This is a genomic window from Bradyrhizobium sp. 26S5 (assembly GCF_036923295.1).
GTDB lineage: Bacteria > Pseudomonadota > Alphaproteobacteria > Rhizobiales > Xanthobacteraceae > Bradyrhizobium > Bradyrhizobium septentrionale.
The window spans coordinates 4,013,759-4,031,689 of the sequence record NZ_CP145948.1 but is presented as its reverse complement, the minus strand read 5'-3'; the positions used below and the strand labels follow the sequence as shown (position 1 = coordinate 4,031,689).

Here is a 17,931-nt window from a genome sequence, read left to right as displayed (position 1 = left end):
CGCCAGCTTTGTCTTTTATTGGCACTGAGGCATGATCCGGAAAAGTGTGTAGCGGTTTTCCGAAAGATCATGCCCAAACATAGTATCCGCGACTGGAGGGGCGCGAGCGAACCAATTCAGCCTGGTCTCGCGTTCTGATCGGATCGTTCAGCCCCTCATTTCGTCTTCGCGAAATATGGAACCAGCCGTCCCGCGAATTGCGTGAAGCGCGCGGAAACCTTGTCGCCGATGGCGAGGTCGTGGTCGCCATGGGCCATCATGCGAAAGCCCTCGTCGGCGTCGACAAGCAGGATGTTATAGGGCACATGCGCCCGCGTCGCCGGCGTCGCGGCGCGGCAGACCAGCGAGGTCGCATACACCGTCCCTGCCCCGCTCGCGCGATGCTCGACGAGATGAGACGAGCCGCACGCCGCGCAGAAGCTGCGGCGGAAGTATTGCCGCGCGCCACAGCCGCTGCAGCTCTGATAGACGATGGCTTCCGCGCCCTTGGTCCAGTCCGCGATCAGTCCGCTCATCGCACGCGCTCCAGGAACATGCTGACATGCGACGACAGCACGCCGCCGTCGCCGTGCAGCAGCGCGACCGAGGCGTCGCGCACCTGACGGTTTTCGGCGCGGCCGGTCATCTGCAGCTGGGTTTCGACCAGATGCGCCATCGCGCCGCCGACGCCGCAATGGCCGTAGCTGAGCAGCCCGCCATGGGTGTTGAGCGGCATCTCGCCATCCTGATTGAAATAGCCGGCGCGCACCCGCGCCGCCGCCTCGCCGCGCCCGGCGAGGCCGAGGTCCTCCAGCAGCATCGCGAGCGTGATCGTGAAGCTGTCGTAGACCGCCGCATAACGGACATCGGAGATCGCGATGCCCGACGCCTGCTTCGCCTTCGCGATCGAAATCTCCGCGCCAAGCTCGCTCAGCGCCGGCGCGGCGGTGACGTGCTGATGGGTGTGCGCCTGGGCGCAGCCGCGGACGCGGACCCGCCGTTCGCCGGTCGGCTCGCGGCTGATCACGCAGGCCGCACCGCCGTCGGACACCGGACAGCAGTCGAGCAGTTTCAGCGGCATCGCCACCGGCTTCGAGGCCATCACGTCGGCAACGCTGATCGGCTCGTGGAATTGCGCACCGGGATGCGTCAGCGCGTGCTTGCGCATCAGCACCGCGAACTCGGCGAGGTCTTCTTGCGTGAGGCCGTATTCATGCATGTAGCGGGTCGCGACCAGGCCGTAATAGGCCGGGATGGTCGGCCCAAGCGTCACCTCGTAGTCGGGATGCCCGACCTGGGCCAGCGCCTGGATCGAGGCGTCGCGGCTCTGCCCGGTCAGCCGGTTCTCGCCGCCGACCACCAGCACGTGTTTTGCAACGCCGGCGTCGACGAGGTGATGCGCCAGCATGGTCATCGCAAGCCCGGTGGCGCCGCCGACCTGCACGGCGTGGGCGTAGGACGGCCGGATGCCGAAATGCTCGGCAAACACGGTCGCCAGCATGATGTGCGGCGAGACGGTGGAATAGCCGCAAAGGATGCCGTCGATCTCGGCGCGCTTGAGCCCGGCATCTGATATCGCAAGCTCGGCCGCCTTGCTCATCAAATCGAGCGAGGATGAGCCCTCATGCTTGCCGTAGGACGTGAGGCCGACGCCGGTGACGAAGCTCATCTTTTAACCTCCCCTTGCAAAGGGGAGGTCGGCTTGCGCAAGCAAGCCGGGTGGGGATCTGTCTCCGCACCATGCGCTGTCGCCTGTGGCTGACCGACCCCCACCCTGCCCTCCCCCTTTCAGGGGGAGGGAGAAGAGCGCGATGTGTCTGCGCGAGCGCATCATCTCAATACGACTTCGGAAGGCCGAGCACCTTCTCGCCGATGAAGCTGAGGATTAGCTGCGGGCTGATCGGCGCGATGCGCGGGATCAGCGATTCCCGCAAGTAACGCTCGACGTGATATTCCTTGGCATAGCCGAAACCGCCATGGGTCATCACCGCCTGCTCGCAGGCGTGGAAGCCGGCCTCCGCGGCGAGATATTTTGCCGAATTCGCGGCGGGGCCGCACGGCAGGTTCTGGTCATACTGCCAGCCGGCACGCAGCACCATCAGCCAGGCGGCCTCCAGCTCCATCCAGCACTTCGCCAGCGGATGCTGGATCCCCTGGTTCATACCGATCGGGCGGTTGAACACGATGCGGCCCTTGCGTACTCCGACGCCCGCTTCAGCGCGATCTGGCCGAGCCCGACGGCTTCGGCCGCGATCAGGATGCGCTCGGGATTCATGCCGTGCAGGATGTATTCGAAGCCGCGGCCCTCTTCGCCGATGCGATCCTCGACCGGAATCTCGAAATTCTCGAAGAACAGCTCGTTGGAGTCGACGGGTTTGCGGCCCATCTTCTCGATCTCGTGCACGGTGACACGCTTGCGGTCGAAATCGGTGTAGAACAGGCTCAAGCCATGGGTCGGACTGCGCACCTCCTCCAGCGGCGTCGTGCGCGCGAGCAGCAGGATCTTGTTGGCGACCTGCGCGGTCGATATCCACACCTTCTGGCCGTTGACGATGTACTTCTCGCCCTGGCGCACCGCGCGGGTCTTGAGCTGCGTGGTGTTGAGGCCGGTGTTCGGCTCGGTCACCGCGAAGCAGGACTTGTCGCGGCCGTCGATGATCGGCGGCAGCATGCGCTGGCACTGCTCCTTGGTGCCGAACACCACCACAGGATTGAGCCCGAACACGTTCATGTGCACGGCCGAAGCGCCGGACATGCCGGCACCGGATTCGGAGATCGTGCGCATCATGATCGCTGCATCGGTGATGCCGAGACCTGAGCCGCCATATTCCTCGGGGATGCAGATGCCGAGCCAGCCGGCATCGGCCAGCGCGCGGTGGAAGTCAGAGGGATAGCCGCCCTCCTTGTCCTTCTTCAGCCAATAGGCTTCATCAAAGCGCGTACAGATTTTTCCGACGGCATCGCGGATCGATTCCTGGTTGGCGGAGAGTGCGAAATCCATCTGTCTTGCTCCTATGCCTGCACCGCTTTGGCGGCGCCGTCGCGCACCATCGCCGCGATCTCATCGATGGAGTAACCCGCCTCCCGCAAGATCTCCGCGCTGTGCTCGCCAAGCCGCGGTGCGAGCCGGCTCGGCTCAACCTTGGTCTCCGACCAGCGCGCCGACGGCGTCATGCTGCGGATGCGGCCTTCGGTCGGATGATCGATGACGGGAAAGACGCCGGTCGCGACCATATGCGGGTCCTGCAGCAGGCTCTCGAGATCGTGCATCGGCATCACAGGCACGTCGGCCTTCTCGAGGATCTCGTTCCACTCGGCAGTCGCTTTGGTCAGCAGGATGCGCGCGAGCTCGGCGTAGACGACATCGATGTTGCTGGCGCGGCCGGCGAAGGTCGCGAACTTCGGATCGCTGCGCAGATCGTCGCGGCCGGTCGCCTTGAAGAAGTTCTCCCACTGCTTGTCGTTATAGACGATCACGCAGATATAGCCGTCGAGCGTCTTGTACGGCCGCCGGTCCGGCGACAGATGGCGGGCATAGCCGCCCTTGTCGAGCGGCGGATCGTAGGTCAGGCCGCCCATGTGGTCGCCCATGACGAAGCCGGCCATGGTCTCGAACATCGGAATGTCGACGCGCTGGCCCTGCCCGGTGCGGTCGCGATGCACGAGGCTCGCGCAGATCGCACCGACCGCGGTGAGGCCGACGATGCGATCGACCAGCGCGTTCGGCACGTAGCGCGGCACGCCGTCCGAGGTCTGCGCCATCAGCGCCGGCAATGCGGTGGCGCCCTGGATCAGATCGTCATAGGCAGGCTTTGCGGCATACGGCCCTTCCTGGCCGAAGCCGAACACGCCGGCATAGACCAGCCGCGGATTGACCTTGGCGACGACGTCGTAGCCGAGCTGCAGCCGCGTCATCGCCTGCGGGCGCACATTGTAGACCAGCACATCGGCTTTCGCGATCAGCCGCAGCACGGCCTCACGCCCCGCCGGCTTCTTCAGATCGAGACAGACCGAGCGCTTGCTGCGGTTGGTATTGAGGAACACCGGCCCCATGCCGGGGTGCCGCGTCGGACCGATCTGCCGCGTGACGTCGCCGTCAGGCGATTCCACCTTGATAACGTCGGCGCCGTAGTCGCCAAGCATCTGCGTGGCATAGGGTCCCATCAGCACGGTCGTCATGTCGACGACCTTGATACCCTGCAATGGTCCCATCGTCCTGTTCGCTCCCGGATGTTCTGGTTACGGAGCTAGTAACGGGAGGTCTTTGCCGAGATCAACCGGCGCCAGGCGTATGGGCGTATGCGCGGCGGCGGCCGGACGGTTTCCACGCGGCGGAACGGCGGGAAAACCGAAGCGTGTCCACCGCCCCCAACGTCGGTTACTGCCCCGTCATCGCCTCGCGTGCTTTCAGGAGCTTTTCTAGTTCCGCATTCTGCTGCTCGAGGCGGTCGGCGATGCGCTCCTCGACTTCGGCGCCCGCAGCGCCTGCGGCCTGCTCGATCAGCTGCCTGATGTTGTCCCGGAGGATTGCGATGCGATTGTTCACTTCCGACAGTGACAGAGACGTCTCGATTCCCATGGTCCGTTCTCCCGGTGACAGGCGCAGACAGCTTAGCGCGGCGGGAGCCGGCGGCCTATCCCTTAGCCTATCCCTTAGCCTATCCCTTAGCCTATCCCTTGGCCTATCCCTTTGGCCATCATCTCCCGCAGCGAGGTCTTCAGCACCTTGCCATAATTATTCTTCGGCAGGGCATCGAGATAGACGTAGCGCTTCGGCCGCTTGAACCGGGCGATCGAGGCCAGGCAATGCGCGTCGAGCTTGCCGTCGTCGGCCGCGGCGCCGTCCTCCAGCACAACGCAGGCGACGACGATCTCGCCCCATTCAGCATCCGGCACACCGATGGCCGAGACCTCGCGGACGTCGGGATGGGTCAGCAGGGCTTCCTCGACCTCGCGCGGATAGATGTTGGTGCCGCCGGAGATGATGACGTCCTTGGAGCGGTCCGACAGCGTCAGGAAGCCGTCGGCATCGAGCCGGCCGACATCGCCGGTGCGCAGCCAGCCGTCCTTCAGCGTCTCGGCATTGGCCTTCGGGTTGTTCCAGTAGCCGAGCATCACGGTTGCGCCCTTGACCTCGATCTCGCCGGTCTCGCCCGCGGGCAGCGGCTTGCCGTCCTTGTCGGTGATGCGCACGGTGACGACGCTTTGGGCTGACCCAACCGAGGCCAGCCGTTCGAGATAGCGCGGATGATCGCTCTGATGGTGCCAGTCGCGCGACAGCGCCGTGATGGTCATCGGCGACTCGCCCTGGCCATAGATCTGCACGAAGCGCTGGCCCATCGTCGCCATCGCGTCCAGGATGTCGGCGGTGTACATCGGCCCGCCGCCATAGATGATGGTGCGCAGCCCCTCGCCATTCTCGCCGCGCGTCTTCGCGGCATCGACGAGGCGGCGCACCATGGTGGGCGCGGCGAACATCACGACATTGTCGAGCTGGCGGCCGAGGTTGAGCACCTCATCCGGATCGAAGCCGCCGGATTCCGGCACGACGTGACGGCCGCCCATGCGGACATGCGGGAAATTGTAGAGGCCGGCGCCATGCGAGATCGGCGCGGCGTAGAGCGAGGCATCGTGCGGCGTCGCCGCATCGACGTCGGCGAGATAGCACAGCGACATCGCGACCAGATTGCCGTGGCTCAGCATCACGCCCTTGGGACGGCCTGTCGTGCCTGAGGTGTAGAACAGCCAGGCGAGGTCGTTGACTTCGCGCGGTAGCGGCGCGGGCGCGCCCTCGCCGCTTCGCATCGCCTTGTAGGCAGCGTTGTCGACCGACAGCATGGTCATGCCGGCGGGACAGTCGTCCTTCGCCTCGCTCAGGGCGCCGACCGTATCATCGGACACGAAGGCGAGCTTCGCGCCGCCATTGCCGCAGATCCACGCCGCCTCGCGGCCATGCAGTTTTGCGTTGATCGGGATCGCGGCGGCGCCGATCCACCAGATGCCGTAGAGGCATTCGAGATATTGCGTGCAGTTCGTCGCAAACAGCGCGACGCGGTCGCCGGCGGCAATGCCGTGATCGCGCGCCAGCGTCGCCCCGATCGAGGCGGCGCGGCGGGCAAAGGTTGCATAGTCGGCGTCGAGGTCGAAGCCGGTCAGCAGCGCCGGCGCGTCGGGACGCGCCCGCGCCGTCGCCGCCAGCCATTCGGCAACGTTCAAGCTACTTGGCCGGCTCGAGGATCGAGACGTAGTTGGCGACTGCGGCGCCGCCCATGTTGAAGATGCCGCCGATCTGCGGGTTCTTGAGCTGCATGCCCTCAGGCGCCTGCCCCGTGAGCTGCATTGCGCTCATGACATGCATGGAGACGCCGGTGGCGCCGATCGGATGGCCCTTGGCCTTGAGGCCGCCGGACGGATTGACCGGCAGCTTGCCGTCCTTCTGGGTCCAACCCTCCATGATCGCGCGCGCGCCCTGCCCCTTCGGCGTCAGGCCCATCGCTTCATATTCGATCAGCTCGGCGACTGTGAAGCAGTCATGGGTCTCGACGAAGGAGAGATCGGCGAGCTGCAGGCCGGCCTTCTGCAGCGCGCGCTGCCAGGCGACGGTGCAGCCTTCGAACTGCAGGATGTCGCGCTTGGACATCGGCAGGAAATCCTGCGCATGCGCGGTGGCGCGGATGTTCACCGCCTTGCCCATGGTCTTGGCGGTCTCGGCATCGGTCAGCACCAGCGCGGCGGCGCCGTCGGAGACCAGCGAGCAGTCGGTGCGCTTCAACGGCCCCGCGACGAACGGGTTCTTGTCGCTCTCGGCGCGGCAGAACTCGAAGCCGAAATCCTTGCGCATCTGCGCATAGGGATTGGCGACGCCGTTCTTGTGGTTCTTGGCGGCGATCATCGCCAGCGCGTCCGACTGGTCGCCATACTTCTGGAAATAGGCCTGCGCGATCTTGCCGAACACGCCGGCGAAGCCGCCGACCGTGTCGCCGTCCTCGGGCAGATACGACGCCTTCAAGAGGTTCTTGCCGATCTCGGGGCCCGGCGTCCGCGTCATCTGCTCGACGCCGACCACCAGCACGATCTTCGCAGCGCCCGCTTCGATGGCGCGGATGCCCTGATGCACAGCGGCCGATCCCGTGGCGCAGGCGTTCTCGACACGCGTGGTCGGCTTGAAGCGCAGCGCCGGATTGGCCTGCAGCACCAGCGAGGCCGTGAAATCCTGCGGCGAGAAGCCGGCGTTGAAATGGCCGAGCATGATCTCGTCGACGTCGGACGCAGCAATACCGGCATCGGCGAGCGCCTCGTTGGCGACCTTGACGACGAGGCCCTCGACGGTCTCGGCGTCGAACTTTCCGAATGGCGTATGCGCCCAACCCACGATGCTGGCTGTCATGGCCGTATCTCCCTGTTCCTGTTCAGGGAGTTATGTAGCGTATCTTCAGGCCGCTTTCAGCGTTTTCATCGCCTGCGCGCACATGGCGGTTATGCCTGCCCAATTGCCGGCGCGGATATCGGAGGCCGGGCACAGCCAGGAGCCGCCGACGGCCAGCACATTGGGCTCGGCGAGCCAGGTCGCCGCATTGGCCTCGCCAATACCGCCGGTCGGGCACACTCTGACGTGCGGAAAAGGACCAGCCAGAGCCCGCAGTGCCTTGATACCGCCGGCCTGCTCGGCGGGGAAGAATTTGACAACGTCGAAGCCTTGCGCCAGCGCCTGCATCAGCTCGGACGCGGTCGCGATCCCCGGCGCGAAAGGCAGCCGGCTGGTAGCGGCCGCCTTCAGCAGCTCGGGCGTCGCGCCGGGGCTGATGCCGAATTTGGCGCCGAGCGCTTCGGCGCGCGCCAGATCGTCGCCATTGAGGATCGTGCCGATCCCGACGATCGCGTCGGGCACCTCGGCGATGATGGCCCTGGCCGCATCGACCGCGACCGGCGTGCGCAGCGTCACCTCGAGCGTCCGCACGCCGCCGGCGACCAACGCCCTGGCGAGCGGCACTGCGTCTGCGAGCCGCTCGATGGTCAGCACCGGGATCACGGTGGCCTGGCGGATCAGTTCGGCGATCCGGTCCTGCTTTGATGTCGTTGTCATTGCGAGGCCTTGCGGGATGGTGGGGGACGAGGCGCCTTCTTCGGCGGCATGGCGTAGCGTGGAATGATCGCACCGGGATAGCACACCACGACGCCGGCCAGCCGATGGCCGGCGCGCGCCGCCTCCTCGGGCTCGGCGCCGCCGAGCCGCGCGGCGAGATAGGCCGCGGCAAAACTGTCGCCGGCCGCGGTGGTATCGACCACCGGCTTTGGCAGCGGCTCCGCCCTCACCTCGCGCGTGCCACCGGCAGAGCGCACAATGCAGGCAGGTTCGGCGAGCTTCAGCACGACCTCCGGGCTCGAGATGCCCGCCAGTAGCGCCGTGTTGCTCTCGCCGGGATAAAGCGGCGCCAGATCTTCCGTCGAGGCGAGCACGATATCGGCGGTCTCGAACGCGCTGCTGAAGACTTTTCGCGCGACGTTCAGATCCGGCCAGCCACGGGCGCGGAAGTTGGTGTCGAACGCAAAGCGCGTCCCCAGCAGCCGCGCGCGCTTGAGCGCCGCGATCAGCCGCTCCCGCCCGTCCTCGCGCAGGATCGAGAGCGTGATCGCCGAGAGATAGACGACGTCATAGGTCGCGAGCGAGTTCAGCAGGTCGTCCGTTTCGGGAAGATCCATCAGCTCGCGCGCGGCGGCGCTGTCGCGCCAGTGGAAGAAGCGCCGCTCGCCCTTGTCGTCGGTCTGGATGAGATAGAGCCCCGGCAGCTTGCCTGCCAATCGCGCGACATGCTTGGTGCCGATGCCTTCGCTCGCCCAGCCGGCGATCATCTCATCGCTCAGCGCGTCATCGCCGAGCGCCGTGATGTAATCGATGTGGACGCCGAGCCGCGACAGATAGACGGCGGTGTTGAGCGTGTCACCGCCGTAGAAGCGCGAATACAGACCGCCGATCTGGCCGCCCGGGGCCTGACGCAGCTCGATCATGCATTCGCCGATGCTGGCAACCCTGGTCATCTCGAGAGCCGCGCTCGCCCGGACGTCGCTCAGGCGGCGAACTTGCCGCCGAGCTCGTCCTCGATGTGGATACGGATGATATCGTCGAACGTCTTCTCGGCGGTGGTGAAGCCGAGCTTCAGTGCGCGGTCGGTGACGAAATCGCGCGGCCAGCCGGAAACGATGCCGATGATGGTCGGATCGGGCACCCGCTTGATGCGCGCGGTGACGTTCTTGCCGGCGACGCGCTCCAGCGACGCGATCTGCTCGCCGACGGCCACGGACATCCCGGGCATGCTGAGATTGCGCCGCGGCCCGATCGCATTCAGGTCCATGGTGCCGGCATGGACCAGGAAGCCGACCGCCGATTTCGGCGAGGCGTGCCAGTGCCGCACATCCTCGGAGACCGGCAGGACCGCCTCCTCGCCCGCCAGCGGCTCGCGGATGATGTTGGAGAAGAAGCCGGACGCCGCCTTGTTCGGCTTGCCCGGCCGCACACAGATCGTCGGCAGACGGATCGAGATGCCGTCGAGCAGGCCCTTGCGGGTGTAGTCGTTGATCAGGAGCTCGCAGATCGACTTCTGCGTGCCGTAGCTCGTCAGTGGCGTGTGGAAGAACTCGTCGCCGATCTTCTCAGGGAACGGCGCGCCGAATACCGCGATCGAGGACGTGAACACCAGCCGCGGCTTGTAGCCGCCGCCGACCGCGCGGATCGCGTCGATCAGATAGCGGGTGCCGTCGAGATTGATCCGGTAGCCCTTGTCGAACTCGGCCTCCGCCTCGCCCGAAACGATCGCGGCGAGGTGGAAGATCACGTCGGGCCGCTCGGCGATCAGCGGCGCCGCAGCGCCGGCGTCGGCGAAATCGGAGGCGACGACATTGACCGGGATCGCGGCATTCGCGGGCTTGGCCGGCGCGACCACGTCCTGCAGCGTCATCCTGGTGATGTCCTGCTTGCCGAGGCGGCCCTCGCGCAGCAGTCGCTCGGTCAGCTTGCGGCCGACCATGCCGGCGGCGCCCAGAATCAGAATGTGCACGACCCTGCTCTCCTTTTCTTGTCTCGTCTTCTTGGCTGGTTCTTCGAATTCGGATGCGGGCCTTGCGCGCTCATTCCTTCACGGCGCCCGTCATCGCCGAGACATAATGCTCAACGAAGAAGGCGTAAAGAATAACCAGCGGTAGCGAGCCGCATAGCGCCCCTGCCATCAGGGAACCCCAGCGATAGATGTCGCCGTCAACGAATTCGTTGACGATGGCGACCGGCACCGTCTTGTTCGGGGTCGATTGCAGGAACGTCAGCGCGTAGATGAACTCGTTCCAGCACAGCGTAAAGCAGAAGATGAAGGCCGAGATCAGGCCGGGGATCGCAAGCGGCAGCACGATCTTGATCAGGATCTGCCAGCGGCTGGCACCGTCGATCAGCGCGCATTCCTCGAGCTCGAACGGGATGGTCTTGAAATAGCCCATCAACAGCCAGGTCGAGAACGGGATCAGGATCGTCGGATAGGTGAGGATCAGCGCCATCGGCGAGTCGAACAGGCCGTACTGGAACACGACGGTGGCAAGTGGAATGAACAGGATCGAGGGCGGCACCAGATAGGCCAGGAAGATCAGACCACCGACGAGGTTGGCGCCCTTGTAGCGCAGCCGCACGATCGCATAGGCCGCGAGCACGCTCGCGACGATCGACAGCACGGTGGCGCCGATCGCCACATACATCGTGTTCCAGAGCCAGTGCGGGTAGTAGCTCTCGAACAGCAGCTTGTGGATGTGCTTGAAGGTCGGATTCCAGGTCCAGAACGGATTGTACTTGTCGAGGTCGAGCAGCTGGTCGTCCGGCTTGATGGCGGTCAGGCCCATCCAATAGAACGGGAACAGCAGGATGATGACGATGATCGAGAGCGGGATGTAGAGCGTCACGATCCGCCGCGGCACCGACTGCAGGTAGCTCATGCCCTCGCTGTGATCGGCCGTTGGTGTCGAGCCCGACAACACGGCCTTGAGATCGATGGATCTGGTGGGCAGGTCAGTCATTGTTCTCTCCCAGCGCGCGCGGGGCCTGCCCCGTTCGCGCAAAGAAATAAGCAAGGCGGCAGAGGTCAATCATTGTTCTCTCCCTGCTGCCACTTGCGACGCTGCAGGCCGAACCAGGACACCATGATCGCGGCGAGCAAGAACGGGATCATCGCGCTCGAGATCGCAGCGCCCTCGCCCAATTGTCCCGCGATGATCGCGCGCTGGTAGGACAGCGTCGCCATCAGATGGGTGGCGTTGACCGGGCCGCCGCGGGTCATCGCCCAGATCAGCTGGAAATCGGTGAAAGTGAACAGCACCGAGAACGTCATCACGACCGCGATGATCGGCGTCAGCAAGGGATAGGTGATGAAACGGAACATCTGCCAGCGCGACGCGCCGTCGAGCGTCGCGGCCTCGTAGAGCGAGGGCTGCACGGTCTGCAGGCCGGCCAGCAGCGTGATCGCGACGAACGGAACGCCGCGCCAGATATTGGCAAAGATCACGCAGATGCGGGCCCAGGTGGTGTCGCCGAGGAAATTGATGTTTTGCGTGATCACGCCGAGATGCTTCAGCGACCAGGAGATGATCGAGAACTGGGAATCGAAGATCCACCAGAACGCCAGCGCCGACAGCACGGTCGGCACGATGAAGGGAATCAAGACGGCAGCGCGCAGCAGCGCCTTGAACGGCATCCGCTCATTGAGCAGCAGCGCCAGATAGAGCCCGACCGCGAACTTAATGGCGCTGGCGACGAAGGTGTAGAGCAGCGTGTTGAACACCGACAGCCAGAAGATGGAATCGTCCCACAGCCACTCATAGTTCTCGGTGCCGATGAAATGACCGACGCGGCCGATCCGCGTGTCGGTAAACGACAGCCAGATGCCGAGCCCCAGCGGATAGGCTAGGAAGAAGATCAGGAAGGCCAGCGCCGGCAACATGAACCAGAAGCCGAGCCAGTTCTTGTTGTGGCGAAGCTGATCCCACGTGGTCGCTTCGCGGATTTCCGTCTTCGCACGTCGCGGCGCGAGGGCAATGTCAGCCATAGGCGATGTCCCGATTGCTCAAACGATTGAGCATGACCACGCAAACTTCCAATGATGGCATTCCAGTGATGGCGCGAGCGGCGGCTGTCCGCCGCCCGCGGGCATCACATCAGCGATAGATGCGCTTCAACTGCCGCTCGGCTTCCGCCATCGCAGTCTTGCCGTCCTTGGCGCCGGTGCAGTAGTTCGCGAACATGTCGACCACGATGAAGTCGGCGATCGCCGTCGCCGCCTTCTCGCCGGGCGTGCCGATGCCGGAGGCCGGCAGCGCGCGCTTGGAGGCCTGGCCGAACACGGCATTCTTCGGATCGGCAGTCCACACCGGAGCCGAGTCGTAGGCATTGAGCGTGTGGGTGAGATAGCCCCGCGCGCCGGACAGCCACTTCTCGAAATTCTCCTTCTCCAGCATGAAGGCGATAAAGGCCTTCGCCGCGTTCGGATATTTGCAGAAGTTGAAGGCGAGGATCGGAACCGCAAGCTGCAGCTCGGTCGGCTTGCCGAGCGACCCGACCGGCCACAGCGCGTGGTCGATGTCCTCGGCGAGCTCCTTCTTGCTCGGATCGTCCTTGGCCGCGACATAGATCGAGATGCCGTTCGAGGTCAGATACAGCTCGCCGGACAGGAACGCCTTGTTGTTGGAGGAGTCGTTCCAGGACGCCACGCCCGGAATGAAGGTGTCCGACAACGCCTTAGCATATTCCAGCGCCTTCATCGTCTCCGGCGAGTTGATGATGACCTTGTCGTCCTTGTCGACGGTCCAGCCATTGTGGCCCCAGAGGATGTTGTGCACCCAGGCATTGGCGTCGCCGGTGGCGTGGCCAAGCGCGAAGCCGGCCGGCGTGTTGTTCGCCTTCAGTGCCTTGCACAGTTCGAGATAGGCCGGGAAGTCGGACGGCACCTGCTTGAAGCCCGCCTTCTCCACCGCCGACTTGCGATAGGTCAGGTAACCGCCGATGGTCGCGACGGGAATGCCGAGCCAGTCATCGCCCTGCTTGCAGGTTTTCGCGGCGGCGTCGGTCCAGCCGCCGTATTTCTTGCCGAGATAGTCGGCAACGTCGTTCATCTTCAGCACTTTGGTCGGGAACAGCTGCGGCAGCGTGTGCAGGCCCCAGGCGAGGTCGAGGCCCGAGCCGGTGTTGGCGGCGACCGAGGCCTTCGGCTGCACGTCCTCGAAGGACTCGCTGAACACGTTCATCTCGGTGCCGGTCGCCGCCTTGAACGCCGCGACCATGGCGTTGAACGCGTCATCTTCCGCGGGCACGAAGCGCTTCCAGCGCATCACGGTGAGCTTGGCGCCGGGCTCCGCCTTCCAGGGCGCGCTCTGCGCCCAGGCCTTGGCGAAGTCAAACAGCGCCGGCCCGGTGAGCATGCCGGTTGCGGCCAGCGCGGTGCCGCCCTGAAGTAGCGAGCGGCGAGTCAAATCGTGCATGGTCCTTCCTCCAAATGATTTGTGTTTTTCTTGTTTTTGATCTGGCCTGTTGGTCGGCCATTCAGATCAATCGATCCGTCAGCTATTCAGTCGTTTCCCCGTCGAATCGTCGAACAGATGAACCAGCGCCGGGTCCGGCTTGAGCCGAACCTTGTCGCCGGGATTGAACTGATGGCGCTCGCGGAACACGGCGACGACCTGCTCGCCGCCGAGCTTGGCGAACACCTGGGTCTCCGAGCCGGTCGGCTCGACCACCACGATCTCGGCCTCGGCGCCATCATCGGCGATGGTGAAATGCTCCGGCCGCACGCCGTAGACCGCGGGCTGGCCGTCGGAATTGGCCGGCGCCGATTTCAGCGGCAGCTTGACGCCGTTCGGTCCCTCGAAATACGCGGCGCCGTTCACCTTGACCTTGCCCTTCAGGAAATTCATCGCGGGCGAGCCGATGAAGCCGGCCACGAACTGGTTCTCCGGCTTGTCATAGAGCTCGAGCGGCGAGCCCATCTGCTCGACGATGCCGTCATGCATCACCACGATCTTGTCGGCCATGGTCATGGCCTCGATCTGGTCGTGGGTGACGTAGACCGTCGTGGTCTTCAGCCGCTGATGCAGCTCCTTGATCTCGGTGCGCATCGCGACGCGCAGCTTGGCGTCGAGGTTCGACAGCGGTTCGTCGAACAGGAACACCTGCGGATCGCGCACGATGGCGCGGCCCATGGCGACGCGCTGCCGCTGGCCGCCTGACAGCTGGCGGGGATAACGCTCGAGCAGCGGCGTCAGCGCGAGGATCTCGGCGGCGCGCTTGACCCCGCTCGAGATTTCCTCGGGCTTGGCGCCGCGCAGCTTCAGCGAGAAGCCCATGTTGTCGGCGACCGTCATGTGCGGATAGAGCGCATAGTTCTGGAATACCATCGCAATGTCGCGCTCTTTGGGCTGGACATTGTTGACGACGCGGTCGCCGATCGAGATCGTGCCTGAGGTGATGTTCTCAAGCCCGGCCAGCATGCGCAGCAGGGTCGACTTGCCGCAGCCGGAAGGGCCGACCAGAACGACGAACTCGCCGTCCTCGATCGGGATCGACACGCCGTGCAGGACTTCAAAATTGCCGAACGATTTCCGCACGTCGCGAATCTGGACCGACGACATCCACTTCCCTCCCTCAAGTTCCCGACGACGTACGACGAGTGCCGCCACCGCTCTGTTTTGTTCCGGCCGCGCTGGGTGCGCGGCTCTGTTGGACTGAACTTATTGTCAGCAGTTTATCCGGTTTTGGCAATCGTTCGATTAGCAATCGCTTGGTAGCGCTGTCAATATCAGTTTGTCTGCGACGAACGTCGTGATATGAGCGGCAAATGGCCCGAAAGCGCATCACGCCAGGCAAGATCCGGCTCACTGAGGTCGCAAAGCTCGCTGGAGTGAGCCCGATTACGGCGTCGCGCTTCTTCAGGAATCCGGAAGCGCTTTCACTCGGCAAGCGCGCCCGGGTCGAGAGTGCGGCAAAAGAACTCGGTTATGTGCCCAATCTCGCGGCACGCGCGCTCGCATCGCAGCGCACCGAGGTGATCGGTGTCCTGATCCCGTCGTTGACCAACAATGTGTTCTCCGACGTGCTGCGCGGCATCTATGACGCGCTCGATGGCAGCCGCTACAGCATCCAGCTCGCCAACACCCGCTACAGCATCCTCCAGGAGGAGCGCCTGCTGCGTCTTTTTCTGGCACAGAGGCCGGCGGGCCTCATCATCACCGGCATCAATCAGACCGCCGATTCCCGCAGCATCATGGAAACGGTCGATTGCCCGATCGTGCAGATCATGGAGGTCGGCCCCGCCCCGATCGACATGATGATCGGATTCTCGCATTTTGATGCGGCAAAAGGCGCGATTGCCCATCTTCTCGCCCAGGGCTACCGGCGGATCGGCTTCCTCGGCGCGCGAATGGATCCACGGGTGCAGCGCCGGCTCGACGGCTATCGCGCCGCGATGACCGAGGCTGGGCTGTTCGATCCACAGCTCATCGTCACCACGGCTATACCGACCTCGGTCACGCTCGGCGGCACGTTGTTTGCCGACCTGCTCGCCAAGGCGCCCGATGTCGACGCGGTGTTCTGCGTCAATGACGATCTTGCGCTGGGCGCGCTGTTCGAATGCAAGCGCCGTCACGTGGCGGTGCCGGAGCAGATGGCCATCGTCGGCTTCAACGACCTCGAATTCATGGCGTCGAGCGAGCCGACGCTGAGCAGCGTGCGCACCAATCGCTACGAAATGGGCAGAACCGCTGCCATGATGGTGATCGAGACGCTGGAAGGACGCCGCCCCGCCGAGCCGGTCGTCGATCTCGGCTTCAGTGTCGTGGAACGGCAAAGCTCGGCGCGACGCACCTGACATCCGCCCGTCAACAGCCTGTCACAAGGGAAGCAAAAATGACAAAATGGTAGCGCAACCAAGTCCCTTCAACTAAGGTCCAATCCATCCAGTGAAACACCTGTGCGTGATCGTCGAGGTTTGTAATGCGCCACGATTTGCGCAAGGTAGAACAACGTTGAACCAGAGCCCTTGAATGGGCCCATCAAGAGTTTGCATTGCGGGAGAAACCAATGACAAAACCCCCCACCAACGGGCACAGCGCCGCAGGCGAGACCAAGCAGGGCAAGGGCCGCCGGCTCCGCTCCCAGGAATGGTTCGACAACCCGCACAATCCGGGCATGACCGCGCTCTATCTCGAGCGCTACCTCAATTACGGCCTGACCCGCGAGGAATTGCAGTCGGGCAAGCCGATCATCGGCATCGCCCAGACCGGCAACGATCTGTCGCCCTGCAACCGGCACCACCTGGAGCTTGCGCACCGCGTCCGCGAGGGCATCCGTGCCGCCGGCGGCATCGCGATGGAATTTCCGACCCATCCGATCCAGGAGACCGGCAAGCGCCCGACCGCGGCGCTCGACCGCAACCTCGCCTATCTCGGCCTGGTCGAGATCCTGTTCGGCTATCCGCTCGATGGCGTGGTGCTGACCACCGGCTGCGACAAGACCACGCCGGCCTGCATGATGGCGGCGGCGACCGTCAACCTGCCGGCGATCGTGCTGTCGGGCGGCCCGATGCTGAACGGCTGGCACGAGGGGCAGCGCACCGGCTCCGGCACCGTGGTGTGGAAGGCGCGCGAGCGGCTCGCCGCCGGCGAGATCGACTATGAGCAGTTCATCGAGATCGTCGCCTCCTCGGCGCCTTCGGTCGGCCACTGCAACACCATGGGCACCGCTTCGACGATGAACTCGCTTGCGGAAGCGCTCGGCTTCTCGCTGCCGGGCTGCGCGGCGATCCCGGCGCCCTATCGCGAGCGCGGCCAGATCGCTTACGAGACCGGAAAGCGCATCGTCGACATGGTCTGGGAGGATCTGAAACCGTCGGACTTCCTGACCCGCGAGGCGTTCGAGAACTGCATCGTGGTCAACTCCGCGATCGGCGGCTCGACCAATGCGCCGATCCACATCAACGCGCTGGCCCGCCATGTCGGCGTCGAGCTCTCGATCGACGACTGGCAGAAATACGGCCATGACGTGCCCCTCTTGGTGAACATGCAGCCGGCCGGATTCTATCTCGGCGAGGAATATCACCGCGCCGGCGGCGTACCCTCGGTGGTGCGCGAGCTCATCAAGCACAAGCGCATCCATGAAGGCGCCCTCACCGTCAACGGCCGCACCATGGGCGAGAATTGCAAGGAAGCGCCGAAGCCGGACGGCGACGTGATCTGGGGCTACGACAAGCCGCTGGTGAAGGATGCCGGCTTCCTCGTGCTGCGCGGCAATCTGTTCGATTCCGCGATCATGAAGACCAGCGTGATCTCGAAGGAGTTCCGAGACCGCTATCTGTCCAACCCGAAAGACCTCAACGCCTTCGAGGGCCGCGCCATCGTGTTCGAGGGCCCGGAGGACTATCACGCCCGGATCGAGGACCCGGCGCTCGAGATCGACGAGCACTGCGTGCTGTTCGTCCGCGGCACCGGCCCGATCGGCTATCCCGGCGGCGCCGAAGTGGTGAACATGCAGCCGCCGGCGGCGCTGATCAAGCGCGGCATCCTGTCCCTGCCCTGCATCGGCGACGGAAGGCAGTCGGGCACCTCGGGCTCGCCGTCGATCCTCAACGCCTCGCCGGAAGCCGCCGCCGATGGCGGGCTCGCGGTCCTGAAGACCGGCGACAAGGTCCGCATCGACCTCAACAAGGGCAGCGCCAACATCCTGATCTCGGAGGATGAGCTGCGCACCCGCCGCGCCGAGCTGAAGGCAAAGGGCGGCTTCCCGCACCCGGCCAACCAGACGCCGTGGCAGGAGCTCTACCGCCAGACCGTCGGCCAGCACGCGACCGGCGCCTGCCTCGAGCTCGCGACCCGTTACCACGACATCGCCGGCAAGGTCGGCGTGGCGCGGGATAATCACTAGACCATCACCGTCATTCC

15 protein-coding genes and 1 pseudogene are annotated in these 17,931 nt (G+C 64.7%); 2 read left to right on the top strand and 14 right to left on the bottom strand.

The window, feature by feature from the left end; translation table 11 throughout:
- Window positions 1-155 precede the first annotated feature (155 nt).
- The 14 genes and pseudogenes from V5279_RS18445 to V5279_RS18380 all read right to left on the bottom strand — a co-directional run bounded on the left by V5279_RS18445 (window position 156) and on the right by V5279_RS18380 (window position 14,628).
- Window positions 156-515: a Zn-ribbon domain-containing OB-fold protein gene (locus tag V5279_RS18445; RefSeq protein WP_338699696.1), complete on the bottom strand. Its 360-nt coding sequence runs from the start codon at window positions 513-515 to the stop codon at window positions 156-158.
- Window positions 512-1,648, bottom strand: a complete 1,137-nt coding sequence (locus tag V5279_RS18440; RefSeq protein ID WP_338699694.1) for a thiolase family protein — start codon at window positions 1,646-1,648, stop codon at window positions 512-514. The genes V5279_RS18445 and V5279_RS18440 overlap by 4 nt, the downstream gene beginning before the upstream one ends.
- A gap of 166 nt (window positions 1,649-1,814) precedes the next feature.
- Window positions 1,815-2,980 (bottom strand): annotated as a pseudogene (locus V5279_RS18435) (acyl-CoA dehydrogenase family protein).
- Window positions 2,981-2,991: 11 nt separating this feature from the next.
- Entirely contained in the window at window positions 2,992-4,191 is a 1,200-nt protein-coding gene (locus V5279_RS18430) for a CoA transferase (protein ID WP_338699692.1), read from the bottom strand.
- Between the two features lie 166 nt (window positions 4,192-4,357).
- Window positions 4,358-4,558 (bottom strand): hypothetical protein, encoded by a 201-nt coding sequence (locus V5279_RS18425; protein ID WP_029078642.1) that lies wholly within the window; start codon window positions 4,556-4,558, stop codon window positions 4,358-4,360.
- A gap of 86 nt (window positions 4,559-4,644) precedes the next feature.
- Window positions 4,645-6,195 (bottom strand): class I adenylate-forming enzyme family protein, encoded by a 1,551-nt coding sequence (locus V5279_RS18420; protein ID WP_338699689.1) that lies wholly within the window; start codon window positions 6,193-6,195, stop codon window positions 4,645-4,647.
- 1 nt (window position 6,196) lies between these two features.
- Window positions 6,197-7,366, bottom strand: coding sequence for an acetyl-CoA acetyltransferase (locus tag V5279_RS18415; protein ID WP_338699687.1), 1,170 nt, complete (start codon window positions 7,364-7,366; stop codon window positions 6,197-6,199).
- Window positions 7,367-7,411: 45 nt separating this feature from the next.
- Complete coding sequence (gene eda / locus V5279_RS18410) at window positions 7,412-8,062, bottom strand: bifunctional 4-hydroxy-2-oxoglutarate aldolase/2-dehydro-3-deoxy-phosphogluconate aldolase (RefSeq protein WP_338699685.1); 651 nt, start codon at window positions 8,060-8,062, stop codon at window positions 7,412-7,414.
- Window positions 8,059-9,015, bottom strand: coding sequence for a sugar kinase (locus tag V5279_RS18405; RefSeq protein ID WP_166296670.1), 957 nt, complete (start codon window positions 9,013-9,015; stop codon window positions 8,059-8,061). Before V5279_RS18405 ends, eda begins: the two co-directional genes overlap by 4 nt.
- Before the next feature lie 29 nt (window positions 9,016-9,044).
- Complete coding sequence (gene denD, locus V5279_RS18400) at window positions 9,045-10,031, bottom strand: D-erythronate dehydrogenase (protein WP_338699682.1); 987 nt, start codon at window positions 10,029-10,031, stop codon at window positions 9,045-9,047.
- Window positions 10,032-10,101: 70 nt separating this feature from the next.
- A complete protein-coding gene (locus V5279_RS18395; RefSeq protein ID WP_338699680.1) occupies window positions 10,102-11,028 on the bottom strand; it encodes a carbohydrate ABC transporter permease in 927 nt (308 codons plus the stop codon).
- Window positions 11,029-11,093: 65 nt separating this feature from the next.
- Window positions 11,094-12,053, bottom strand: a complete 960-nt coding sequence (locus V5279_RS18390; RefSeq protein ID WP_338699678.1) for a sugar ABC transporter permease — start codon at window positions 12,051-12,053, stop codon at window positions 11,094-11,096.
- 109 nt (window positions 12,054-12,162) lie between these two features.
- Window positions 12,163-13,482, bottom strand: coding sequence for an ABC transporter substrate-binding protein (locus V5279_RS18385; RefSeq protein ID WP_338699676.1), 1,320 nt, complete (start codon window positions 13,480-13,482; stop codon window positions 12,163-12,165).
- 78 nt (window positions 13,483-13,560) lie between these two features.
- Window positions 13,561-14,628, bottom strand: coding sequence for an ABC transporter ATP-binding protein (locus V5279_RS18380; RefSeq protein ID WP_166296685.1), 1,068 nt, complete (start codon window positions 14,626-14,628; stop codon window positions 13,561-13,563).
- A gap of 206 nt (window positions 14,629-14,834) precedes the next feature.
- On the opposite strand from V5279_RS18380, the gene V5279_RS18375 reads away from it, so the two are divergent.
- Window positions 14,835-15,863 carry a LacI family DNA-binding transcriptional regulator gene (locus V5279_RS18375; RefSeq protein WP_338699670.1) on the top strand — a complete coding sequence of 343 codons (1,029 nt, stop codon included), beginning with the start codon at window positions 14,835-14,837 and terminating at the stop codon, window positions 15,861-15,863.
- 212 nt (window positions 15,864-16,075) lie between these two features.
- The gene (locus V5279_RS18370) at window positions 16,076-17,914 is read left to right on the top strand and encodes an IlvD/Edd family dehydratase (RefSeq protein ID WP_338699668.1); all 1,839 of its coding nucleotides are present in this window, start codon (window positions 16,076-16,078) and stop codon (window positions 17,912-17,914) included.
- The last annotated feature ends 17 nt before the right edge of the window (window positions 17,915-17,931 follow it).

Bases quoted from the DNA above. Each gene is read 5' to 3' on its own strand.
- V5279_RS18445 (WP_338699696.1), bottom strand. From the start codon at position 515: ATGAGCGGACTGATCGCGGACTGGACCAAGGGCGCGGAAGCCATCGTC.
- V5279_RS18440 (WP_338699694.1), bottom strand. From the start codon at position 1,648: ATGAGCTTCGTCACCGGCGTCGGCCTCACGTCCTACGGCAAGCATGAG.
- V5279_RS18430 (WP_338699692.1), bottom strand. From the start codon at position 4,191: ATGGGACCATTGCAGGGTATCAAGGTCGTCGACATGACGACCGTGCTG.
- V5279_RS18425 (WP_029078642.1), bottom strand. From the start codon at position 4,558: ATGGGAATCGAGACGTCTCTGTCACTGTCGGAAGTGAACAATCGCATC.
- V5279_RS18415 (WP_338699687.1), bottom strand. From the start codon at position 7,366: ATGACAGCCAGCATCGTGGGTTGGGCGCATACGCCATTCGGAAAGTTC.
- eda (WP_338699685.1), bottom strand. From the start codon at position 8,062: ATGACAACGACATCAAAGCAGGACCGGATCGCCGAACTGATCCGCCAG.
- V5279_RS18405 (WP_166296670.1), bottom strand. From the start codon at position 9,015: ATGACCAGGGTTGCCAGCATCGGCGAATGCATGATCGAGCTGCGTCAG.
- V5279_RS18395 (WP_338699680.1), bottom strand. From the start codon at position 11,028: ATGACTGACCTGCCCACCAGATCCATCGATCTCAAGGCCGTGTTGTCG.
- V5279_RS18390 (WP_338699678.1), bottom strand. From the start codon at position 12,053: ATGGCTGACATTGCCCTCGCGCCGCGACGTGCGAAGACGGAAATCCGC.
- V5279_RS18385 (WP_338699676.1), bottom strand. From the start codon at position 13,482: ATGCACGATTTGACTCGCCGCTCGCTACTTCAGGGCGGCACCGCGCTG.
- V5279_RS18380 (WP_166296685.1), bottom strand. From the start codon at position 14,628: ATGTCGTCGGTCCAGATTCGCGACGTGCGGAAATCGTTCGGCAATTTT.
- V5279_RS18375 (WP_338699670.1), top strand. From the start codon at position 14,835: ATGGCCCGAAAGCGCATCACGCCAGGCAAGATCCGGCTCACTGAGGTC.
- V5279_RS18370 (WP_338699668.1), top strand. From the start codon at position 16,076: ATGACAAAACCCCCCACCAACGGGCACAGCGCCGCAGGCGAGACCAAG.